This window comes from Meridianimaribacter sp. CL38, from assembly GCF_004328055.1.
Taxonomy (GTDB): domain Bacteria; phylum Bacteroidota; class Bacteroidia; order Flavobacteriales; family Flavobacteriaceae; genus Gaetbulibacter_B; species Gaetbulibacter_B jejuensis.
On the sequence record NZ_QKWS01000002.1, the window covers coordinates 448,259 to 466,637 of the forward strand.

At 34.2% G+C, this 18,379-nt stretch carries 16 protein-coding genes; 4 read left to right on the forward strand and 12 right to left on the reverse strand.

The annotated features are described in order from the left end of the window. Window positions 1-195: 195 nt before the first annotated feature. Together DMZ43_RS07210 and dnaK are read right to left on the reverse strand one after the other, a co-directional pair. Window positions 196-1,422, reverse strand: coding sequence for a class I SAM-dependent rRNA methyltransferase (locus DMZ43_RS07210; RefSeq protein WP_131507227.1), 1,227 nt, complete (start codon window positions 1,420-1,422; stop codon window positions 196-198). 143 nt (window positions 1,423-1,565) lie between these two features. Continuing rightward, complete coding sequence (gene dnaK / locus DMZ43_RS07215; protein ID WP_131506987.1) at window positions 1,566-3,473, reverse strand: molecular chaperone DnaK; 1,908 nt, start codon at window positions 3,471-3,473, stop codon at window positions 1,566-1,568. Window positions 3,474-3,675: 202 nt separating this feature from the next. On the opposite strand from dnaK, the gene DMZ43_RS07220 reads away from it, so the two are divergent. The 3 genes from DMZ43_RS07220 (at window position 3,676) to DMZ43_RS07230 (ending at window position 7,029) form a co-directional block, all read left to right on the forward strand. Beyond that, window positions 3,676-5,100, forward strand: coding sequence for an L-serine ammonia-lyase (locus tag DMZ43_RS07220; RefSeq protein ID WP_131506989.1), 1,425 nt, complete (start codon window positions 3,676-3,678; stop codon window positions 5,098-5,100). A gap of 83 nt (window positions 5,101-5,183) precedes the next feature. Then, window positions 5,184-6,002 (forward strand): 3-methyl-2-oxobutanoate hydroxymethyltransferase, encoded by an 819-nt coding sequence (gene panB, locus DMZ43_RS07225; RefSeq protein WP_129760262.1) that lies wholly within the window; start codon window positions 5,184-5,186, stop codon window positions 6,000-6,002. Window positions 6,003-6,330: 328 nt separating this feature from the next. Further along, on the forward strand, window positions 6,331-7,029 hold the full coding sequence (locus DMZ43_RS07230) for an RluA family pseudouridine synthase (RefSeq protein WP_131506991.1): 699 nt from the start codon (window positions 6,331-6,333) through the stop codon (window positions 7,027-7,029). Here the strand turns inward: DMZ43_RS07230 and DMZ43_RS07235 are convergent. From DMZ43_RS07235 to DMZ43_RS07270, 8 genes are all read right to left on the reverse strand, one after another. Further along, window positions 7,026-7,844 carry a sensor histidine kinase gene (locus tag DMZ43_RS07235; protein WP_131506993.1) on the reverse strand — a complete coding sequence of 273 codons (819 nt, stop codon included), beginning with the start codon at window positions 7,842-7,844 and terminating at the stop codon, window positions 7,026-7,028. The two genes, DMZ43_RS07230 and DMZ43_RS07235, sit on opposite strands and share 4 nt — an antisense overlap. After that, window positions 7,837-8,496: a hypothetical protein gene (locus tag DMZ43_RS07240; protein WP_238155790.1), complete on the reverse strand. Its 660-nt coding sequence runs from the start codon at window positions 8,494-8,496 to the stop codon at window positions 7,837-7,839. The genes DMZ43_RS07235 and DMZ43_RS07240 overlap by 8 nt, the downstream gene beginning before the upstream one ends. Window positions 8,497-8,552: 56 nt before the next feature. Beyond that, window positions 8,553-9,080 carry a hypothetical protein gene (locus DMZ43_RS07245; protein ID WP_131506997.1) on the reverse strand — a complete coding sequence of 176 codons (528 nt, stop codon included), beginning with the start codon at window positions 9,078-9,080 and terminating at the stop codon, window positions 8,553-8,555. 69 nt (window positions 9,081-9,149) lie between these two features. Next, window positions 9,150-10,001 (reverse strand): biotin-dependent carboxyltransferase family protein, encoded by an 852-nt coding sequence (locus DMZ43_RS07250; RefSeq protein WP_131506999.1) that lies wholly within the window; start codon window positions 9,999-10,001, stop codon window positions 9,150-9,152. Further along, window positions 9,994-10,725 (reverse strand): 5-oxoprolinase subunit PxpB, encoded by a 732-nt coding sequence (pxpB, locus tag DMZ43_RS07255; RefSeq protein WP_131507001.1) that lies wholly within the window; start codon window positions 10,723-10,725, stop codon window positions 9,994-9,996. The genes DMZ43_RS07250 and pxpB overlap by 8 nt, the downstream gene beginning before the upstream one ends. 7 nt (window positions 10,726-10,732) lie before the next feature. Further along, window positions 10,733-11,476 (reverse strand): 5-oxoprolinase subunit PxpA, encoded by a 744-nt coding sequence (gene pxpA, locus DMZ43_RS07260; RefSeq protein WP_370450270.1) that lies wholly within the window; start codon window positions 11,474-11,476, stop codon window positions 10,733-10,735. Further along, a complete protein-coding gene (locus DMZ43_RS07265) occupies window positions 11,473-12,696 on the reverse strand; it encodes an Nramp family divalent metal transporter (protein ID WP_131507003.1) in 1,224 nt (407 codons plus the stop codon). Before DMZ43_RS07265 ends, pxpA begins: the two co-directional genes overlap by 4 nt. Continuing rightward, window positions 12,696-14,234, reverse strand: coding sequence for a YifB family Mg chelatase-like AAA ATPase (locus DMZ43_RS07270; protein ID WP_131507005.1), 1,539 nt, complete (start codon window positions 14,232-14,234; stop codon window positions 12,696-12,698). Before DMZ43_RS07270 ends, DMZ43_RS07265 begins: the two co-directional genes overlap by 1 nt. Window positions 14,235-14,326: 92 nt before the next feature. Here DMZ43_RS07270 and DMZ43_RS07275 point away from each other — a divergent pair, with 92 nt between their 5' ends. After that, window positions 14,327-15,799: a DASS family sodium-coupled anion symporter gene (locus DMZ43_RS07275; protein WP_131507007.1), complete on the forward strand. Its 1,473-nt coding sequence runs from the start codon at window positions 14,327-14,329 to the stop codon at window positions 15,797-15,799. Here DMZ43_RS07275 and DMZ43_RS07280 read toward each other — a convergent pair. Continuing rightward, a complete protein-coding gene (locus tag DMZ43_RS07280; protein ID WP_131507009.1) occupies window positions 15,792-16,754 on the reverse strand; it encodes a YheT family hydrolase in 963 nt (320 codons plus the stop codon). The two genes, DMZ43_RS07275 and DMZ43_RS07280, sit on opposite strands and share 8 nt — an antisense overlap. 2 nt (window positions 16,755-16,756) lie before the next feature. Continuing rightward, window positions 16,757-18,379, reverse strand: a complete 1,623-nt coding sequence (gene ade, locus DMZ43_RS07285; RefSeq protein WP_131507011.1) for an adenine deaminase — start codon at window positions 18,377-18,379, stop codon at window positions 16,757-16,759.

Genomic DNA, 18,379 nt, shown 5'->3' on the forward strand with positions numbered 1-18,379 from the left:
AGTTAAACATTATTTCAAATTTGAAATCTAATCTGATTTCATGATGCTATATTTCAAAAAAAATACCAAAATGAATCTTTGTCATTTATTTTAACATTTCATTTGCTAAACCAACTGATTTAAAAAACTTTACACACAAAAACATTGTCAATTTGACATTTTAAACATGCAGATAATTAGTTAGTCTGTAATGAACTACCCAAGCTTATAGTAACCACATTTTAAGTAAGCACCTTCAGGAAACCCTATTGGATGGTCACTATCGTGTTGTGTTTTTAACTGTAATTGAAAAGATCTGCCAGTTTGTTTTAAAGCTTGCGAATTAATATCAAAAAAGGCTTGATATTGCACCCTTGACGAACAAGAAGCCAATACTAACATGCCTTTTTTAGCTGTTAACTGTTCTCCCAACACAGCTAATTGTGCATACTTTTTCTTGGCTAATGTTATTTCAGATGCTTGTTTGGCAAAACTTGGAGGATCTATCACTACTACATCAAAGGTTTTACCTACATTAATCAGTTTTTGCATTTCGTCAAAAGCATCGCCTGCAATGGTTTTATGAATCCCTGAATAGGTGTTTAGCTTTCCGTTTTCAATAGCAATTTCTAGGGCTTGCTCACTAATATCTAAACTTGTTACTTCTGTAGCATCATTAGCCAAAGCATGCACCGAAAATCCGCCAGCATACGAAAATACGTCTAACACTGTTTTACCTTGACTCAACTCACCTACGCGTTTTCGGTTTTCGCGATGATCTAAAAAATAACCAGTTTTATGACCTTTAATAACGTTTGCCGAAAAATTTACGCCATGCTCTACAAACTGAACAACTTCATTTTCTAACGTTCCAAAAACTACATCGCCATCTTTTAGTTGGTGTGCTTTTGAATTTTGTAATCCACGACTTAACCTAATGACAACCGTTTTGGCTTGTGCTGTTTCTTGAAGCATTGGTAAAATGGTTGATAAATATGGTAACCAAATTTCAGAATATAGTTTTACGACCAAAACAGATGCATACACATCAGCAATCAAACCTGGGAAACCGTCATTTTCTCCAAATAATAAACGGTAGCTATTGGTTGTGGTTTGTAATAAATCTAATCGTTTTTCAAAAGCGGTATCAATCTTTTGCTTAAAAAACGCTGCATTAATTTCAGCTTTTTCCATGCCACTATGCAGCATTTTAATACGAATTGGTGATGACGCATCGTATAAGCCTAAACCTATAACTTTATTTTTATTCTTATTAAAAACAATTGCTAAATCACCTGATTTTGCATCGTCATTTATCTTAACAATACTGTTAGAAAACACCCAAGGATGCGCGTTTAAAACAAACTGCTCGCCTTTTGCTGTGAGTTTTACAGCTAATCGTTTAGGTTGGTATGCTGATTGAATTTTTGGTGAAAATGGCATAGAAAAATTATCTGCTTCAAAAGTATGGGTTTTATACGACATTAGGCGAATAAAAAAACGCAACCATGACTGATTGCGCTTTTTCAAATGTTATGTGAAAATTTTTGAGATGCTGAATCAAGTTCAGCATGACAGCTTCGAACTTATTTCACTTCTTCGAAGTCTACATCTTCTACATCGCTACCTTCGTTAGATGCTCCTGCATCACCTTGAGGTTGCTCTGCTCCTGCTGCACCTTGCTGTGCTTCGGCTTGTGCTTTGTACATTTCTTCGCTAGCTACTTTCCAAGCTTCGTTTATTTTTTCTAAAGCTGGATCAATTACTGCGATATCTTTTGTTTCGTAAGCTTTCTTCAATTCTTCAAGTGCTTCCTCTATTGGTTTCTTTTTATCATCAGATAATTTGTCACCAAATTCTTTTAGCTGACTTTCAGTTTGGAAAATCATAGCGTCAGCACTGTTTAATTTATCAGCAGTTTCTTTTGCTTTAGCATCAGCTTCAGCATTTGCTTCTGCTTCTTGCTTCATCTTTTGGATTTCATCTTCTGTTAATCCTGAAGACGCTTCAATTCTGATATCTTGAGATTTACCAGTTGCTTTATCAGTCGCAGATACTTTAATGATACCGTTAGCATCTATATCAAACGTTACTTCAATTTGTGGAACACCTCTTTGCGCTGGTGGAATACCATCTAAATGGAAACGACCAATTGTTTTGTTATCTGCTGCCATAGGACGCTCACCTTGTAATACGTGAATTTCTACTGATGGCTGATTATCTGCAGCTGTTGAGAATACTTGACTTTTCTTTGTTGGAATAGTTGTATTCGCTTCAATTAACTTGGTCATTACGTTACCCATAGTTTCAATACCAAGAGATAATGGTGTTACGTCTAATAAAAGTACGTCTTTTACATCACCTGTTAATACACCACCTTGGATTCCAGCTCCTAATGATACAACTTCGTCTGGGTTTACACCTTTACTTGGTTTTTTACCAAAGAATTTTTCTACAGCTTCTTGTACTGCAGGAATACGTGTAGAACCACCAACTAAAATAACTTCGTCAATATCACTTTTACTTAAACCTGCTGCTTTTAATGCAGACTCACATGGCTCAATAGTACGTTTTACTAAATCGTCAATTAATTGCTCAAATTTAGAACGTGTTAATGTACGTACCAAGTGCTTTGGTCCGCTAGCTGTAGCTGTTACGTAAGGTAAGTTGATTTCTGTTTGTGCAGAAGATGATAATTCAATCTTTGCTTTTTCAGCAGCTTCTTTAAGACGTTGTAAAGCCATTGGGTCTTTACGTAAGTCCATGCCTTCTTCAGCATTAAATTCATCTGCTAACCAGTTAATGATTTTTTCATCAACATCATCACCACCTAAATGCGTATCTCCATCTGTTGATAATACTTCAAAAACGCCATCTCCTAATTCAAGGATAGACACGTCATGTGTACCACCACCAAAGTCAAATACTACGATTTTTTGATCTTGTCCTTTTTTATCTAATCCGTAAGCTAAAGCTGCAGCAGTTGGTTCGTTTATAATTCTACGAACTTTTAATCCTGCGATTTCACCAGCTTCTTTTGTTGCTTGACGTTGTGAGTCATTAAAGTATGCAGGAACTGTAATTACAGCTTCACTTACATCTTGACCTAAATAATCTTCAGCAGTTTTCTTCATTTTTTGAAGAATCATTGCTGATAATTCTTGAGGTGTATATAAACGACCATCAATATCAACTCTTGGTGTATCGTTATCACCTTTTACTACTTTATAAGGTACGCGTTCTGCTTCATTTTTTGATTCAGAATATTTGTTACCCATAAAACGCTTGATAGAATAAACCGTTTTTGTTGGGTTTGTTACTGCTTGACGTTTTGCTGGGTCACCAACTTTAATTTCACCACCTTCTACGAAAGCGATTACAGATGGTGTTGTACGCTTACCTTCTGCGTTAGGAATTACAACTGGCTCATTACCTTCCATTACAGAAACACAAGAGTTTGTTGTACCTAAATCGATTCCAATAATTTTACTCATAATTTGTTTTTATTTGTTTTTAAGATTTCCGCTTTCGCAGAAATGTTGTGTTCTAATTTTAATTCGGTTTGTATAAGTCAATGATTGTGCCATGACAAAAAATATGACACGATGTCACTTTTTATAACTTTAATTTTACACATTATTATATTGGGAATGCTCCAAATGTGAGTATATTTGGCGCACTAAAACGATTTCGTGAATGGAGTGTATTTCGGTTTTTGATATGCTAAAAATAGGCGTTGGTCCTTCAAGCTCTCATACTTTAGGTCCTTGGCGCGCAGCTGAACGCTGGATTAAAGAATTAAAAGACAAAAACAGGTTTGATAAAGTTGAAAAAATTGCTGTTGATCTGTATGGTTCTTTATCCTTAACAGGAAAAGGACATGCTACTGACTATGCGGTTATGCTAGGTTTAAGTGGTGCTGATCCTGAACGTATTCCTGTTGACACCATTGATGTCATTATTGCATCAATAAAAAACACCAACACCCTTTTATTCAACAATGAAAAGCCTTTGGAATTCAATCCAAAAACTGAAATTACTTTCAACAGAAAGTTTTTACCATTTCATGCCAATGCTTTAACGTTTACTGCTACTATAAATGGTAGAAATTATAAATCTACCTACTACTCCATTGGAGGCGGATTTGTTGTACAGGAAGAACGAAAAACAGCCAAAGCCAATAAAATCATCTTTTATTGCACATTTCCGTATCCAACTGAAACAGGAGTTGATTTACTTAAGTTTTGTAAAGACTTAAATCTACCTATTTCTGGAGTGGTATTGGAAAATGAAAAGTCTATTAATGATGAAAACCATATCAATTCAGAGTTAAGCAGAATTTGGAACACTATGCTAGAATGTATGTATGTAGGTTGTCATACAGAAGGAAATCTTCCTGGAGGATTAAATGTGCGACGTCGCGCTTATGATATGCACCAAAAGCTTAAAGGTGATTTACCTTATCAATCTCCTGAAGAATGGCTACAAGTTATTAGAAAAACCGAAGTAAAGTTTCGACAAATATTAAAATGGGTAAGCTGCTTTGCACTTGCTGTAAATGAAGTAAATGCCTCATTAGGTCGTGTTGTTACTGCACCAACCAATGGTAGTGCTGGTGTAATACCTGCTGTATTGATGTATTATATGGTAATTGAAAACCATGAAGCAGATTTTGAGCACATCAAACGATTTTTACTAGTTGCAGGAGAAATTGGAAGTATCTTTAAAAAAGGGGCAACTATAAGCGCTGCAATGGGAGGCTGTCAAGCCGAAATTGGAGTCTCATCAGCAATGGCTGCTGGAGCTTTGTGTGAATTGCTTGGAGGAACTCCTGAACAAGTTCTAGTTGCTGCCGAAATTGCTATGGAACACCATTTAGGACTAACCTGCGACCCAATTGGTGGTTTGGTACAAGTCCCATGCATAGAACGCAACTCTATGGGAGCTATAAAAGCGATTAATGCTGCAGAATTAGCTTTAGATACTGATCCTAATAATGTAAAAGTTCCGCTTGACAAAGTAGTAAACACGATGTGGGAAACCGCTAAAGACATGAATTCCAAATACAAAGAAACCAGTGAAGGCGGTTTAGCAGTTGGTGTAAATTTAGTGGATTGTTAATCTTTCCTTATTTGTAGACTGCTCCATTGATAAAAATTCATTAAAACTCATTATTTTTACAGAAATAAACAAACTATAATCTTATGTCAGTAGCTAAAAAAGAATACAAAAGAATTACCGTAAAGTCTTTAATAGAGATGAAACAAAACGGAGAAAAAATCTCCATGCTTACTGCTTATGATTATACCATGGCAAAAATTGTTGATGGCGCAGGAGTTGATGTTATTTTGGTTGGTGATTCTGCTAGTAATGTTATGGCAGGACATGAAACTACACTGCCAATTACTTTAGATCAAATGATATACCATGCCTCTTCGGTAATTAGAGCTATAAGCAGAGCTTTAGTGGTTGTAGACTTACCTTTTGGGAGCTACCAAAGTGATCCTAAAGAAGCGTTGCGATCTGCTATTAGAATAATGAAAGAATCAGGAGGTCATGCCGTAAAATTAGAAGGTGGTAAAGAAATTAAAGAATCTATAAAGCGTATACTGAATGCTGGAATTCCTGTTATGGGACATTTAGGTTTAACACCTCAATCTATATACAAATTTGGAACTTACACAGTAAGAGCTAAAGAAGAGGAAGAAGCAAAAAAACTAAAAGAAGATGCTTTAATGCTTGAAAAAGCAGGTTGTTTCGCCATTGTGTTAGAAAAAATACCTGCAAAATTAGCAAAAGAAGTTGCTGAGAGTGTTAGTATTCCTGTAATTGGTATTGGAGCTGGAAATGGTGTTGATGGTCAAGTACTAGTGGTTCATGATATGTTAGGAATGACTCATGAGTTCCACCCACGTTTTTTACGTCGCTATATGAATTTATACGAAGAGATGACAACATCTATTTCGCAATATGTAGATGATGTAAAATCGGTTAATTTTCCTAATGACTCTGAGCAGTATTAATCTTAAAACAAGTGAGTTTTCTAAAAGCATTTAATCTAGCTTTGATTTTAATAACTTGCTTAATTTCTTTTATTTTATCAAGTTTCTTCTTCATAGGTTCACACGAACAATATCTGATAATGAAGTCTGATTTAATAGAAAATGTTATATATAGGACTTTTGGCTATTCTTTAATTGGATTTATTTCAATGATATTTTTATTTACAGTCAATTATCTTAAAACAAAAGAAATCACTTCTTCAATTAAAACTAGTGTTATTTGTTTCTTTATTAACTTTATGCTCTCTTTAATGGGCTCATTACTTTTTTTTAATCACTAACTAAACACGTGTCAGAAAAAATTCTATCAAATAAATCAAATCTTCAAGTACTTTATGAAGACAATCACATTATTGTGGTTAATAAACGTGCTGGTGATATTGTACAAGGCGATAAAACTGGAGACAAGCCTTTAAGCGATGTTGTAAAAAGCTATATTAAAGATAAATACAACAAACCTGGAAATGTGTATTTAGGTGTTGTACATCGTTTAGACAGACCCACAACAGGAATTGTATTGTTTTCAAAAACCAGTAAAGCACTCCCAAGACTTAACAAGCTATTTGCTGAGAAAAAAACAAATAAAACCTATTGGGCTTTAGTTAAAAACCAACCACCTAAACAACAAGATACGTTAATTCATTGGCTGCGTAAAAATCCTAAAAACAATAAATCAACTGCTTTCATAAAAGAAACTTCAGACAGTAAAAAGGCTATTTTACATTATAAAATCTTGAAGCAACTTGACAATTATTTCTTGTTGGAAATTGAATTAGAAACAGGTAGACATCATCAAATACGTTGTCAATTGGCAAGTATTGGTTGTCCTATAAAAGGCGACTTAAAATATGGTTTTAAAAGAAGTAATCCTGATGCAAGTATTAGTTTGCATGCTAGACAACTAAAATTTACTCATCCTGTAAAAAAAGAAGCCATTTCGGTTATCGCGCCTTTACCAAAAGATACTATTTGGGACGCTTGTCTCTAAACTAAAGGGTAAGTTAAGGTTAAAGCAACCCCTTCATTAGGTTTTGAATATATATCAAACTTAGCATTAATTAATTCTGCTCTACTTTTCATATTTATCAGTCCAGAGCCTTTTTCAGCAGATTTCATGTCAAAACCTTTACCATCATCAGTTGCTGTTATAATTAGTTCTTCAGATTGATAGTTGAGCGTTACTTTTAAGTTTTGAGCTTCGGAATATTTAACTGTGTTTGAGAAAAACTCTTGTAGAATTCTGAAAACAATTATTTCATGTTTTTTATCGCTAAACTCTTTTCTTTCGCCTTTAACTTCCAATTCAGTTGATGAAAATTTCATCCGCTTTAATCGGTTAAGTTCATTACTTACAGAGTCTTCAAAACCCATATTTAGTAATACTTCATTGTTTAAAGACTTTGAAAGTGCTCTAACTTCCTTGAGGCTATCTTTAACGATGTTTGAGGTCTCATCAACTTTCCCCTTTATGTTTTCAGGAACTAATGCTCCTAGCATATTGAGTTGCATATTAGCATAAGACAACAATTGACCGACATTATCATGCAACTCCCAACCTACATGCTTTAAGGTTTGCTCTTGTATTTCGGTTTGAGCTGTTGCAATTTCTTCATCAAACGCCTGCTGTTGCGCTATTTTGTCTAGTAAGAGTTTATTTTTTCGCTTTTGAAACACTATAAAAAAGACAACGATAAATCCGCATAAAATAAAAAGCACAAACACCATATAAATCAACAAATTCCTTTCAGCAGAAGTTGATATTGGTTGTTGTTCTTGTAAAAAAAGCATTAAAAAATTAGTCATAATCAGGGTTTGAAACTATAAGACCTACAGTAAAAGTCAAATACATTAATGAAATTGCAAATAAGTTAATATACCCTCTTAAATTAACATAATCCATATCTGCTACTCTAAAATAAGGCTCAAAAAAAGCCAAAGGTGTTTTTACTAACCAAAAGACAAGAATAGTGCAACTGATATAAAAATTCAGTGATTTATAAAATTTTAAAATTTTATCACTTTGTAGCATTTCAAAAAAATAATAAAACACACAGAGCATAATTATTACTGCTCCTAAAACACTAATTGAAGGAATAGAAGTTTTAAAAAAATCAGGTAGAGTCAAAATGATAATACAAAGTGAAGCTATTAAAAATAAAGCAAGCGCTATTTTCAAAGTACTTTTAGCCCTTTGATTAGTGAGAATCTTGAGATAATACCATACAAAAAACACAATTGCCCCTAAACTCCAACATATTGTATACCACCAATAGTTTTTTTCTAATAAAGTACCTTGTAAAAAGCTAAAAATTCCATCTCTAACCCAAAAAGTATAGCGTCCTATAACACCAAACGCTACCACATAAATTAAAAAGTAAATAAAGTATTTAGCAGCTGTATGACGGTATCTTTTATATAAGATTAAACCCGTTACAGCTGCTATTATTTCTACCACTAAGTAGAGGTAGCTTGCATAATCATTTATAAACTTGACCAAAAGTAGACTATAATTTATTGAGGATAATTAGCTCCAGGAGGATGCCCATTACCGCCTTCATTAAATCCACTACCTCCAGTAATATCTCCTTTTCCTCCTTGCATAAAGTGGCTAAAAGCATTCATACTACCATCAGATGTGTTGGTTGCACTTTTTAGATAGCCTGTTGGCACAAAAAACATCGTTGTATAACCTGGAATACCGTTAGCATCTGGATAAGCTCCAAGATATACCCTAATACCATTCATTGTAAACCCTAACGAATCGGCTTCGTTTTCAGCATAATCCAAGTAAGCTCTCATATCATCAAGTGAATACCAAGATGATCGGTTATCTCCTCCTCTTCGCGTCACAATAGAGTCACTGATTAATTGATACCTTGGATTGTAAGCCGTATCCAAAGCTTTAGCTTCTTGAGGTGTTATCAATCCTTTAGGAGGTGTTAAGTTCTCCATTCCTGTTTCAGATTGTTTACAACAAAAAAAGTAAGTCAACACTGCTCCTAAAGCAAATCCTAACAAAAGTAAAATTAGTTTTTTCATAAGTTTTGAATTAATAGTTGGTTCTAAAATATTGAAATCTTTCAATACTGTAAAGTATTTTTTATTGTTTTACTGCTTTAACAATTTTAACCTTATCTTTTCATTAGCCTTTTTTTGTGCTAATCTACTAATAGACAATTCGTTTAAATGAAGAACTCTAGGATATCCACCTGTTGTTTGACAATCTCGCATTAAAACAATTAGTTTACCTGAAGGTGTCAATTGAATAGTTCCTGGTAAAACCATTGACGTTATTATTGGCGCTAAGTTATTCTCTAACTTTTCATTAAGTTGATAAGCCATACGGTTATTAAGTTGGGACACTGAAAACTCTTGGTTAAAAAGTAATGCTTTTTGACTATCACTTAAGCTTTCAAACTCAGGTCCTTCAAATACCTCTATAGTTTTACTTTTAAAGTGATTGGTATTAACTTTAAGTGTTGCATTATGTTCTAAATTAAAAACGGAAGTTGTATTAATCTTCAAAGAATCTCCCACAGCTATTTTATTTGCTTTAGTCACGTTTGAAAACATACTTTTACTCTCCATTACACTTTCAGACTGAAAACCTCCCAAAACCGCTAAATAACACCTGTAACCATAATTTAGTTTACCAAATGAAAGTACATATCCAGGTTTCACTTTTATCGCTTTATTTAAACTAATTGATACGTCATTTAATTTTGGAGATAAGTCTGCTCCTGTTAAACAAATGACTGTTTGTGTTTTAAAAAGAAGCCTTGGTCCTGTCATTGTAATCTCTAAAACAGCATCATTTTCATTATTGCCTAAAACTGTGTTTGCAATTTTTGAGCTGTAGGCATCCATAGCGCCAGAAAAAGGTACTCCATAACGCTGAAAACCAAACCGACCTAAATCCTGAATAGTTGAAAATAATCCTGATTTTAAAACCTCAACCATTTATTACCTCACTTTCTAATTCATAATTCCCATATGCTACTAATTCTGAAATAGCTTTATGTTCATTTAAAGATATTGGGTAAAACTGAATTTTATCTCCACTCTTCGCAAAACAAGGCTCGTCTTTGGAAACATCAAAAAACTCAATTGGCGAATTACCTATAATATTCCAACCTCCAGGACTCACATTTGGGTATATTCCTGTTTGATGTTCTCCAATGGCAACAGCTCCTTTTTTTACTTCCATTCTAGGGGAAGATTTTCTAGGAAAATGTAGTTGATTATCTAAACCTCCCAAGTATAAAAAACCAGGTAAAAAGCCAACAAAAAAAACAGTATAAATAGCTTGCGAATGTAGTTTTATAATTGCTGATTTTGACAGCTTTTTTTGAGCAGAAATTTCTTCTAAATCAATACCAAAAAACGCATCATAGCACACAGGAATTTTCCACAACAATTGGCTTCTATGTCCAACCTTTTTACGATTAAAATAAATCGATTTCAATGCTAAAATTTCATCATTGATATTATCAATAGTGAATTTACAAATAATTAATATCGAGTTATATGCATTATTTATCTCAACTACTTCTTTAATATAATTATCAGCTATACTATTTTTAAAAATTAGAATATCTTCAAGAATAATTTCATTTATTTCATTAGGCCATTCTATTAAAATTGAACGCTCACCATAAGCTTTATATTTTAGATTAAAATCCATCAAAATATTAGGCTATTTTAACATGAAGTTCTTTTAATTTTCCGGTAAGATATTGCAATATTTTTTCAACGTTTGGAGAGTCTCCATGCACACAAAAAGTATCTGCTTTTATATCGACTTCTACTCCACTTATTGTTTTTACTTTCTGCCTTGAAATCATATTAAAAACATGCTCAAAAACTGCTTCAGGATGATTTAAAACAGCATTGCTTTTATCTCTTGACACTAAGCTTAAATCTTCATTATAATTTCTGTCAGCAAACGCTTCGTACATTACAGGAATTTGTTCTTTTAAAGCTAAATTTGCTATCACAGAACCATAAGGCACATACAATTTTACGGGTAGCGCTATACTTTTTATCACCTCAATAATCACACTAGCAGTCTTTTCATCCTTCATCGCCAGATTATACAATGCGCCATGAGGTTTAATATGATGCAATGCAAGATGTTCGGAACGCAAAACATTCATAAACCCTCTAACCTGCTGTTTTACCGAAGTATATAAATCAGCACAAGACATCTCCATTGGCTTTCTTCCAAAGTTCTCTATATCAGGAAATGAAGGATGCGCACCAATTTTTACACTAAACTCTTTAGCTAGTTTAGCAACAGCAATCATTGTTTCCTCATTTCCAGCGTGTCCTCCACAAGCTATATTACACGAAGACACATAAGGCAACAACCTAGCTTCGTTACCTAAACCTTCTCCAACATCAACATTAATATCTACAGTATATCCATTCATCATAACACATTAAACACTTTTAAAACACTTTTTAAACCTAAGAAAATAGCCACTAAAAGAATCACTACTCCCACAACATTCTGCAATAAGCTGTTTTTATATTTACCCAGCAATTCAGATTTATTCATGACCCAAATCAAAAACACAGCAACTAGAGGCAACAGCAATCCATTAGCCACTTGTGCAAACTTGATTAGCTCTATAGATTTTATTCCTAAAGAAGAAAATACAACTCCTAAAACTAGAACAAACAACCAAACACCTTTAAAGGTCTTAGATTTTAAATTGGTACTCCAACCCAAACATCCACTAGCAACATAAGCAGCTGCCAAAGGCGCAGTAATTGCACTTGTAATGCCTGCCGAAAACAGTCCGATAGCCATAAAATACTTTGAAAAACTACCAAACAAAGGCTCTAACCCTAAAGCTAAATCCACAGCATTGCTAATTGTTTTAGTCTGAATCGCTGAAGCAGAAATAATAATGCACATTGACACCACTCCTCCCAACACAACAGCAACTATAGTATCTTTTCTAGCATACTGCAAATCACTTTCAGCACGCCACTTTTCTTTAACCAATGCTGCATGTAAAAACAAATTATAAGGCACCACAGTAGTTCCTATTAAACCAACAACAGTCAACACACTTTCTTTAGGCATTTTAAAACCAAACAAGCCTTTAAAAACCTCCATTAAGTTAGGCTTTGTTAGTATTGCTGTCACTAAAAAAGCAACACTCATTACCATAACCATAGCTATTAATATTCTTTCTAGTGTTTTATAATTTCCAATAGTTAAAATTAAAAACGCAACCAAACCGATGATTAAACTAAAAACATTCACATCAAACACACCAATTTCAACACTCGGATTACCAAATAGCGTTTCCAAACCTAGTACGCCTCCACTAATGTTGCCTGCTTCATAAGCTGCATTACCTACAACTATCGCTGACAACATTAAAACAATTACAACAGTCTTAAAAACAGGATTTTTAATTTCAGTTCTTATAACTTCCGAAAGACCTTTTTGAGTAATTACTCCTAATCGTGCTGACATTTCTTGCAATACTATTGTAGCGAACACCGAAAACAACATAGCCCAAAGCAACGCATAACCAAACCCAACTCCTGCAAGCGTACAAACTGTTACTGTTCCAGGTCCAATAAAAGCCGCTGCAACCAATGGTCCTGGACCTATATTTTTAAACCATGCTTTCATTAACCTAGCCAACCCTCCCTATCTAAACTTCTATATTGAATAGCCTCAGAAATATGCGCTCCATTTACCGCTTCACTAGCCTCTAAATCTGCAATAGTACGTGCTACTTTTAAAATTCTATCATAAGCTCTAGCAGAAAGATTTAAACGCTCCATTGCTGTTTTAAGCAATTGCTTTGAATTATCATCCAAAACGCAAAATTTTCTAATCTGTTTTGTATTCATTTGCGCATTATAATGCACATTATCAAACTCTTTAAATCGCTTAGTTTGAAATTCTCGAGCAGCAGTAACGCGTTTTCTTATATCAACCGAAGATTCACCTTTTCTGTCATCAGATAGTTTTTCAAAAGGCACAGGCGTCACTTCAATATGAATATCAATTCTATCCAATAATGGCCCAGAAATTTTACTTAAATACCGTTGCATTTCAGCAGGAGACGAAGTTACAGGAGCATCAGGATCGTTAAAATAACCTCCAGGACTCGGATTCATACTTGCTACCAACATAAACGACGATGGATAGGTTACTGTAAATTTAGCTCTAGAAATCGTTACCTCTCTATCTTCTAAAGGTTGACGCATTACTTCTAAAACCTCTCTTTTAAACTCAGGTAATTCATCTAAAAATAGCACACCATTGTGCGATAAAGAGATTTCTCCTGGTTGGGGGTAGCTTCCTCCACCAACCAAAGCAACATTGCTAATAGTATGATGAGGACTTCTAAATGGTCGTTGTGACATAAGCCCTGTATGTTCTTTTACTCTACCAACTACCGAATGGATTTTTGTAGTTTCTAATGCTTCACTCAATGTCATTGGAGGCAAAATACTTGGTAATCGTTTTGCCAACATTGTTTTTCCCGCTCCTGGAGGTCCTATTAAAATAATATTATGACCACCTGCTGCAGCAATTTCCATACAGCGTTTTATTCCTTCTTGACCTTTTACATCAGCAAAATCAAACTCAGGAAAATCGAGATTTTTATAAAACTCTTCCCTTGTGTTTATAATAGTCTGTTCTAAAGCCTCATCTTTATCAAAGTAGTTAATGACTTGTTTGATATTATCAACTCCAAAAACTTTTAAATCATTAACAATCGCAGCTTCTTTTGCATTTTGACTTGGCAGAATAAACCCTTTAAAACCTTCTTCTCTAGCTTTAACAGCAATAGGCAATGCACCTTTAATAGGCTGTAGTGTTCCATCTAAAGACAACTCTCCCATTATGAGATAGTCTTCTAGGTTTTCAGCTTTTATTTGATTAGAAGCCGCTAAAATTCCGATTGCCAATGTTAAATCATACGCAGAACCTTCCTTACGCAAATCGGCAGGCGACATATTGATAATTATTTTTTTTCCAGGAATTCGATAACCGTTATTTTGAAGCGCAGCCGCAATACGATAATTACTTTCTTTAATAGCGTTATCAGGAAGACCTACCAAATGATAACCCACTCCATTATCGACATTTACCTCAACAGTAATGGTTGTTGCTTCAACACCAAAAACTGCGCTTCCGAAGACTTTTTTAAGCATAAAAGATTGGTTTCCTTAAATGTAATAAAAAAAGACAAATAATAAATTGATTAAAATTTACTATCATTACTGCATATTTGCATTAATAGACTATGAACACCTCCAAACGTATCGGTTTTATTTTAGGACCTGCTTTATTTATTATCATCAAACTTTTTTTTCATCCAGAAGGCTTATCAAGCGAAGCCAATGCTATACTAGCATCTACATCATGGATTGCAGTTTGGTGGATTACTGAAGCTATTCCTATTGCAGCAACTGCACTACTTCCTATAGCTTTGTTTCCCTTATCAAACGGTTTGAGTTTAAGTGATACCACAAGTGCGTTTGGTCATAAGTTTGTGTTTTTATATTTAGGTGGTTTTATTATTGCAATTGCTATTGAGAAATGGAATTTACACAAGCGCATTGCCTTAAACATTATTAACATTATTGGCTCAAACGTTAAGAATATTATTCTTGGGTTTATGGTTGCTACAGCTTTTTTATCGATGTGGATTTCCAACACAGCTACTTCTGTAATGATGCTACCTATTGGCATTGCTATCGTCTCTCAATTAAAAGATAATCCTGACACAATTGAAGACGAAAACCTAATTTTTGGTAAAGCTTTAATGCTTGCTATAGCTTACAGCGCCTCTATTGGTGGTATTGCAACTTTAATTGGCACTCCTCCAAATCTTGTCTTAGCTGGTGTTGTTCTAGATACTTACAACTATGAAATTACATTTTTACAGTGGTTTATGTTTGGGTTTCCTATTTCAATCTTATTACTTTTTATCTGTTGGAAATACCTCACCAATTTTGCTTTTACTTTTAAGCAGAAAGAATTTCCAGGTGGAAAACAAGAAATTAAAAGACTTTTAAAAAACTTAGGAAAACTGAGTTACGAAGAGAAAGCTGTTGCCATTGTTTTTGCCACAACAGCATTTTTATGGATTACACGCTCCTTTTTATTCAATACAATATTACCACAGCTCGATGATACCATCATAGCAATTATTTTTGCTATAGTCTTGTTTTTTATTCCTTCCAAAGATAAAAAAGAGAAACTCATGACTTGGGAAGATGCTGTAAAATTACCTTGGGGAATTATTTTGCTTTTTGGAGGAGGAATGGCTCTAGCAAAAGGTTTTGAAACAAGCGGATTAGCACAATGGATTGGCAATCAAATGACAACCTTAGTAGGAATCTCATCAATACTAATCGTGTTATTACTTATTGCTGCTGTAAACTTTTTAACCGAAATCACTTCCAACTTAGCAACCACAGCTATGCTATTACCTGTTTTAGCATCAATGGCAATAGCTGTAGACATGCATCCTTATATCCTTATGGTTGGTGCAGCAGTGGCTGCATCTTGCGCTTTTATGCTTCCTGTTGCAACACCTCCAAACGCTGTAGTTTTTGGTTCTGGTTATTTGAGAATTCCTGATATGGTTCGCAAAGGCATTATAATGAATGTTATATCAATAGTCATTTTAACCTTGTTTGTGTATTTTATGCTGCCTTTACTTTGGGATATTGCTGTTAATGGCTTTCCTGAAAGTTTAAAAGCTAATTAACAGAAGCTATAAACTCCAAGGCTCGTTTTTCGTTGTAATAAATATTCTTCCTATCGATAAACCCAACATGACCTCCATACTTAGGCATTTCTAAATGTAAATTAGGATTATGTTTAGCCTCTTTAACAGGAAAACATTCTGGTGACAGAAACGAATCGTTTAAGGCATTAATAAGTAAGGTTGGTGTTTTTATATTTGATAAAAACTGAAGACTGCTACTCTTCTCATAATAGTCAAAAGCATCTTTAAATCCATGCGCTTTGGAAGTATAAACATCGTCAAAATCTTTTAAAGTTTTAATTGAATTAAATTCCTTATCACTCAATTTACCAGAATATTGCATTTTCTTTTCTTTCAAGTTTTTTAGCAAATGCTTTTTGAAATTATTGTGAAATAAAATATTATTCATTTTATGTAATTCACCTGAAGACCCTTTTAAACTACAAGGTACCGAAACAGCAATTACAGCTTTAATTTGATTTGGAACATCATCGCGTTCTCCTATATATTTCAAAACCATATTACCTCCTAAACTGATGCCTTTTATGTATATATGCGTATATGATTTTTGCTCTAAAACATGTTGAATGACAGCCTCTAAATCTTCGGTAGCACCAGAATGATACGAACGAAATTTTAAGTTTGGTGTTCCACTACATCCTCTAAAATTAACTGCTACAGCATCTATGTTGTTTGTATTAAACAGTTTTGCAGTTCCTGTAATGTATGGTCGTTGCGCATGACCTTCTAATCCATGTAACAACACTATAAGTTTATTGGTTTTTTCTTTTGAAAAACTCCAGTCTAAATCCAGAAAATCGCCATCAGGCAAATGGATTCGTTCTCGTTCTTGAACAACATCTTTAACGCGTCGCACCAAACCAGAATACACTGTTGACACAAATCCGTTTCTAAAAAAATAAGGCGCTTTGTACTTTGATTCTACTATTGGCATTATTAACTCACTTCTACTGGTGTAAACGCAAACGTACTACCATTAAACAATCCTTTATCACTTAACTTTAACGACGGAATCACTAACAACGCCATAAAACTCAACGTCATATATGGCGCATTTAACGTGCTACCTAATTGTTTTGCCATAGCATCTAAGGCTGCATAGTCTTTTCCAATGGCAACACCATCTTTATCGCTCATAATTCCTGCAACAGGAAGTGGTACTATTTTTTCTTCGGAATTGGAAATCGCACAAATACCACCTTTATGTTCAATAACCAGATTAACCGCTTTACAAATCGCTTCATCATCCACTCCAACAGCAATAATATTATGCGAATCATGACCTACCGAACTTGCTATAGCTCCTTCCTTAAGTCCGAAGTTTTTTATAAACCCTAGAGCTGGACTTTGATTTTGATAACGGTTCACAACAGTCATCTTTAAGATATCGTTTTCAATATTTGATATCAAATTTCCATCTTTAAGTAAGCTATCAGCAATAATTTCATTTGTCACCAATTGTCCTTCTAGCGCTTCAATAACGCGTATTTGCTTAGAAGTTGCTTTAAACTTAAAGTCTTCAACTTGCTTTTTTTCAGTATTAAAATTATTCAACACTTTAAAAGGAGTTGATTGAATTTTAGATTCACCTTCATCATAAACCAACTCACCATTAATATAGGTTTGAAGGATTTTAAAATCCTTTAAATCATTGACAATAACAAAATCTGCTGCATCGCCAACTTTAAGCAAACCTACATCTAAATTATAATGCTTTACAGGGTTTATGCAAGCTACTTGCAGCACTTTAAACACATCTATACCTTTTGCTACAGCTCTTGCACACAATGTATTGATGTGACCAAGTATTAAATCGTCTGGATGCTTATCATCACTACAAAACATCATGTTTTCAAAATGTTCTGGTAACAAATCGATTAGAGCATTGAAGTTTTTAGCTGCACTACCTTCGCGTATTAAGACTTTCATACCTTTTTGGAGCTTTTCCAAACCTTCTTCAAACGTAAAACACTCGTGGTCGGTTGAAATACCTGCGTTGATGTATTTTGAAATTGCTTCACCTCTCAAACCTGGAGCATGACCATCAATGGGCTTATTAAAGTATTTTGCCCATTCTATTTTTTTTAGAACTTCTGGATCGTCATTAAGCACACCAGGATAATTCATAAGTTCTGCTAAATACTTAACCTCTGGATTTGCCATCAATTGCTTAATTCCGTCAGAATCTATAACAGCTCCAGCCGATTCAAAAGTAGTAGCAGGAACACATGAAGGCGCACCAAAATTGAATTTAAAAGGTGTTTGTTTTCCGTTTTCAATCATAAACTCCACACCTTCCACTCCAAGCACGTTGGCAATTTCATGAGGATCAGAAACCGTTGCCACTGTACCATGAGTTACAGCAATTCGCGCAAACTCACTTGGCACTAGCATAGAACTTTCAATATGTATGTGAGCATCTACAAAACCAGGTAGTATATACTGGTTTACGCTATGTGCTTTTTCTTCAATAGCTGCTATTTTTCCATCTTTAATAGTAATTTCACCTTTAAAGATGCGTCGATTAAGAATATCGACAATTTGTCCTTGTAAAATCAA

What these genes read in the sequence shown, in the direction of transcription:
- DMZ43_RS07210 (WP_131507227.1), bottom strand. Translation starts at nt 1,422, where the DNA reads ATGCCATTTTCACCAAAAATTCAATCAGCATACCAACCTAAACGATTA.
- dnaK (WP_131506987.1), bottom strand. Translation starts at nt 3,473, where the DNA reads ATGAGTAAAATTATTGGAATCGATTTAGGTACAACAAACTCTTGTGTT.
- DMZ43_RS07220 (WP_131506989.1), top strand. Translation starts at nt 3,676, where the DNA reads ATGGAGTGTATTTCGGTTTTTGATATGCTAAAAATAGGCGTTGGTCCT.
- panB (WP_129760262.1), top strand. Translation starts at nt 5,184, where the DNA reads ATGTCAGTAGCTAAAAAAGAATACAAAAGAATTACCGTAAAGTCTTTA.
- DMZ43_RS07235 (WP_131506993.1), bottom strand. Translation starts at nt 7,844, where the DNA reads ATGACTAATTTTTTAATGCTTTTTTTACAAGAACAACAACCAATATCA.
- DMZ43_RS07245 (WP_131506997.1), bottom strand. Translation starts at nt 9,080, where the DNA reads ATGAAAAAACTAATTTTACTTTTGTTAGGATTTGCTTTAGGAGCAGTG.
- DMZ43_RS07250 (WP_131506999.1), bottom strand. Translation starts at nt 10,001, where the DNA reads ATGGTTGAGGTTTTAAAATCAGGATTATTTTCAACTATTCAGGATTTA.
- pxpB (WP_131507001.1), bottom strand. Translation starts at nt 10,725, where the DNA reads ATGGATTTTAATCTAAAATATAAAGCTTATGGTGAGCGTTCAATTTTA.
- pxpA (WP_370450270.1), bottom strand. Translation starts at nt 11,476, where the DNA reads ATGATGAATGGATATACTGTAGATATTAATGTTGATGTTGGAGAAGGT.
- DMZ43_RS07265 (WP_131507003.1), bottom strand. Translation starts at nt 12,696, where the DNA reads ATGAAAGCATGGTTTAAAAATATAGGTCCAGGACCATTGGTTGCAGCG.
- DMZ43_RS07270 (WP_131507005.1), bottom strand. Translation starts at nt 14,234, where the DNA reads ATGCTTAAAAAAGTCTTCGGAAGCGCAGTTTTTGGTGTTGAAGCAACA.
- DMZ43_RS07275 (WP_131507007.1), top strand. Translation starts at nt 14,327, where the DNA reads ATGAACACCTCCAAACGTATCGGTTTTATTTTAGGACCTGCTTTATTT.
- DMZ43_RS07280 (WP_131507009.1), bottom strand. Translation starts at nt 16,754, where the DNA reads ATGCCAATAGTAGAATCAAAGTACAAAGCGCCTTATTTTTTTAGAAAC.